3 protein-coding genes and 1 pseudogene are annotated in these 3,221 nt (G+C 64.9%); 2 read left to right on the forward strand and 2 right to left on the reverse strand.

The genetic code is table 11. The annotated features are described in order from the left end of the window. The first annotated feature begins 828 nt into the window (after positions 1–828). Complete coding sequence (locus ACIQCZ_RS42460; protein WP_010982331.1) at positions 829–1,032, forward strand: cold-shock protein; 204 nt, start codon at positions 829–831, stop codon at positions 1,030–1,032. A 329-nt stretch (positions 1,033–1,361) separates the two neighbouring features. Next, positions 1,362–1,778, forward strand: a complete 417-nt coding sequence (locus tag ACIQCZ_RS42465; RefSeq protein ID WP_402291566.1) for an NUDIX domain-containing protein — start codon at positions 1,362–1,364, stop codon at positions 1,776–1,778. 265 nt (positions 1,779–2,043) lie between these two features. Here ACIQCZ_RS42465 and ACIQCZ_RS42470 read toward each other — a convergent pair whose 3' ends face one another. Then, on the reverse strand, positions 2,044–2,430 hold the full coding sequence (locus ACIQCZ_RS42470) for a hypothetical protein (RefSeq protein WP_385132334.1): 387 nt from the start codon (positions 2,428–2,430) through the stop codon (positions 2,044–2,046). A 142-nt stretch (positions 2,431–2,572) separates the two neighbouring features. Further along, positions 2,573–3,073, reverse strand: a pseudogene (locus ACIQCZ_RS42475) (transposase); the annotation flags it as partial. Positions 3,074–3,221 lie beyond the last annotated feature (148 nt).

The following is a 3,221-nucleotide window of genomic DNA, read 5'->3' on the forward strand; positions in this document are numbered from 1 at the left end:
ACAGAACCCCTCGACAAGGTTCATCGTCCCAGCTCAGAAGGCACTTTCGCGTCGCCGCACAGAAATCTGACCACACACCAAGTGAAACGGCGAGGCTAGCCGCGTACTGGTCAGCGGCCGCGTTGAACGAATGGGCGCGTGAGCCGGCGGTCATCCCCACATCATCGCCTCTCTGCCCCGCTGACCGCGCACCTCGTTGATCGTTTCCGGTCACAGCACTACCGCTCTCTGGGGCACGAGTGCTGCCAGTGCGCGGGTATGACTGATCGGCTTCGGACCTGCTCCCATCAGGGAGAGGATCTGAGAGGTGATCAGGTGGGAGTCGACGACTTCTTGACTTCGCTTCCTGCTTCGTCGCGTTGTACCAGGATGTTCCCTGGTCTGACCTGCGCTCAACAGGCTGTGACCGCCAGTCCGGCGGCCGTTGTCACGTTCGTCGCGGGATTGTGGTCCCGGCCGTGCACCGCATCCGCAGGCGGCGCACGACCATTCCCGGATCTGCCGGGGGCTTGGAGACGTCCTTGGCCACACTCCGACCAAGCCTGGCTGGTCGGCTCGAACCGGCCGACGCGCTGCTGGCCATCCCATGCGGCGAGGCACCGGGGCCTGGGATGTGACGGCTTGAGATTCTCCTCACTTGAGCGTTCCCGCCATGAAGGCGGAACTGCCGGTGTACCGTCAGCGTCAGCTGTCATGGTTCCGAAGTACTGGTCGCCCGTGAGCGTTCCCACGGGCGTTTCTGCTGTTCAGATTCTCTGAGGACCAAGGCGATCACCTCCGGCTCCCGCACGGTGTGGGAGCCGAATTCCAGTCCCCTTGGAGGGCAAAATGGCCAGCGGAACCGTCAAGTGGTTCAACTCGGAAAAGGGCTTCGGTTTCATCGAGCAGGACGGCGGCGGCCCCGATGTCTTCGCCCACTACTCCAACATCGCCAGTTCGGGCTTTCGTGAGCTCCAGGAAGGCCAGAAGGTGAACTTCGACGTCACCCAGGGCCAGAAGGGCCCCCAGGCGGAGAACATCACCCCTGCCTGAGCAGCTTGCACCTACACGGAACCCGCCCCGCGACAATCGCGGGGCGGGTTCCGTGCGTTCTGGAGCTGGCCGCCGTCCGGTACTGAATGCCGACAGCGGCCTGGAGGTGCATCCTGCTGGAGCGGGTGATCCGACGCCCCTGCTCGCGCGAGCACTTGCTGATCCAGCAGTTCACGGGCCGCCCGCTGCCGCAGACGACCGCTGGCTTCCCGGGGCTTGCAAAGCTCCTCGTCCTCACTGCTGGAGCCCTGTAGAAGGTCTCGGGCGGTTCATCGGTGTCCGCCTCAGGCCGGGTCCGTGGCCGATATCGTCGGCGGATGGATACACGCGTGACCGGCATCCTCATGGAGCACGGCAGGCTTCTGGTGCTGGACCAGGACACCGACGGGCCCAGAAATTGGTCCTTGCCCGGAGGCAAAGCCGAGGACGGCGAAACGCTGGAACAGGCACTGGTCAGGGAAATGCGTGAGGAGACCGGCGCCGAAGTGGAAGTGGGCCGGCTGCTGTATCTGTGTGACAACACTGATACTCGTGTCCTCCACATCACCTTCGAGGCCCGCCTCGTGGGCGGGGAGATCGGGTCCGTTGAGGAGAGCGCGGACACGCGGCCGATCCGAGGCGTCGAATTCGTTGCGCTGGATGACCTGTCCGCCCTGGGATTCAGCGACCTGTTCGTGAACTTGTGCCGGGACGGGTTCCCTGGAGCTGGTTCGTACATGGGGCCGAAGTCCGCGATTGGGCTATGAGCCGGGCGTCCGTACCCAGTGCCCGCACTCATCTGCAGCGGACCGGAGACGTGCGCTCGATTCCAGCGGGCGGGCGTCCTGCTCATTCTGCTCCATCACCATCTCCAGAGTCGCCAGAGGAGCGACGGCGCTGCGCCGGGCTGGGCCTTCACGTCTCTGCAGTCCGTCACATAATCCTGACGGGGCTGACCAGGACCGCCGTGAACTGGTGTTGACCGGGCCATCAGCAGGACCGGTGGCAGGATCGTTGTGCTTTGGCTGTTTGTCAGGGCTTCGAGTGGCCACCCGGGGAGCTGGCTGACAGGATCACCCGGTGCGGCTCCCCGGTTGTGTTCATGCTGAACTCCTCCATCAGTACGTGGGCTGCCCGGTCCGCCGTCTCACCCGGCAGCCGCCCGTACTCGTACACCCGCGAGACCAGGAGTCCGGCGGCCAGTACGTCATCGGGGACGCCACGGCTCCACAGGTCGGCCGCCTTGGCGTACGCGGCAGCAGTCTGCATTGGCAGTTGCGCCATAGCCAGCAGGACGACATGCACCTCGTGGCGTGCCTCCTGGTACGTCAGTCCGCCCTTGCCGAGGGCTGCTTCGCCGTATCCGGCCTTGCTGGCCGTTGGCGGGTGAAGTCTGATCTGCATCCAGTTCCAGGGCATGCCCGAAGCCTAGAAGCAACCGGCGCGCCGAACCGGCCGATCACCCGAGTGAGTGAAGCCGGCTTTTGGGGGCGTGGCCTGGCCTCCACGCATCGCTTCCGGACGAACCGCCGCTGCCGCTGCGGAAACAGCCGTCATGGGAGTCGGCTGCGTCGCACTCGCTCGGCAGGTACGGCGGTCCCGCGTCACGTACGAAAGGGACCTGGAGACCAACTTCCGTCACGTCAACATCGCCCGACGCCCGGCATCGTCTCACCGCAACCTGACAGTTGGACTGCTTGCCCAAAGCTCCGCACCACTGCCGGGCCACCCCCACCGACATCTTCCCGTCCTTGGGGAACGATACGTCGTCGATCACCCACACCTCGGGACCCACCGCCGGGACCGTCTTGACAGCCACCGCCCGCAACACCGCGGCGTGGTCCCACGGCGACTGGTTCACAAACTGCTGCAGGGCCTGCATGTCGCCGTCCGGCAGCCGCTCGGCCATCGGCTGGATCGACTTCCTCCGGCCGTCCAGCATCAACCCGCGCAGATATCAGTCGCCCTTCGCCCGCTGATCTCGGCGCGGCACCGACGCGAACACCTCAGTCACGAACGCGGCCAGCTCGTACCGGAGTTGCTCGATCTCGCCCAAGTCCACAGGAGCAGCATGACGAAGCCAATTCCCGAGATCAAATCAACCTGACGAAGTACTACTAGTGTCCTGCGCCGGAGATTCGTTGGCAGAAACGCGCGAGGGAGTCGAGGATCTCCTCGGCCGTCTTGGTCCAGGTGAACGGTGTTGGGTT

Source organism: Streptomyces sp. NPDC093149, from assembly GCF_044754145.1.
GTDB lineage: Bacteria > Actinomycetota > Actinomycetes > Streptomycetales > Streptomycetaceae > Streptomyces.

Bases quoted from the DNA above. Each gene is read 5' to 3' on its own strand.
- ACIQCZ_RS42460 (WP_010982331.1), top strand. From the start codon at position 829: ATGGCCAGCGGAACCGTCAAGTGGTTCAACTCGGAAAAGGGCTTCGGT.
- ACIQCZ_RS42470 (WP_385132334.1), bottom strand. From the start codon at position 2,430: ATGCCCTGGAACTGGATGCAGATCAGACTTCACCCGCCAACGGCCAGC.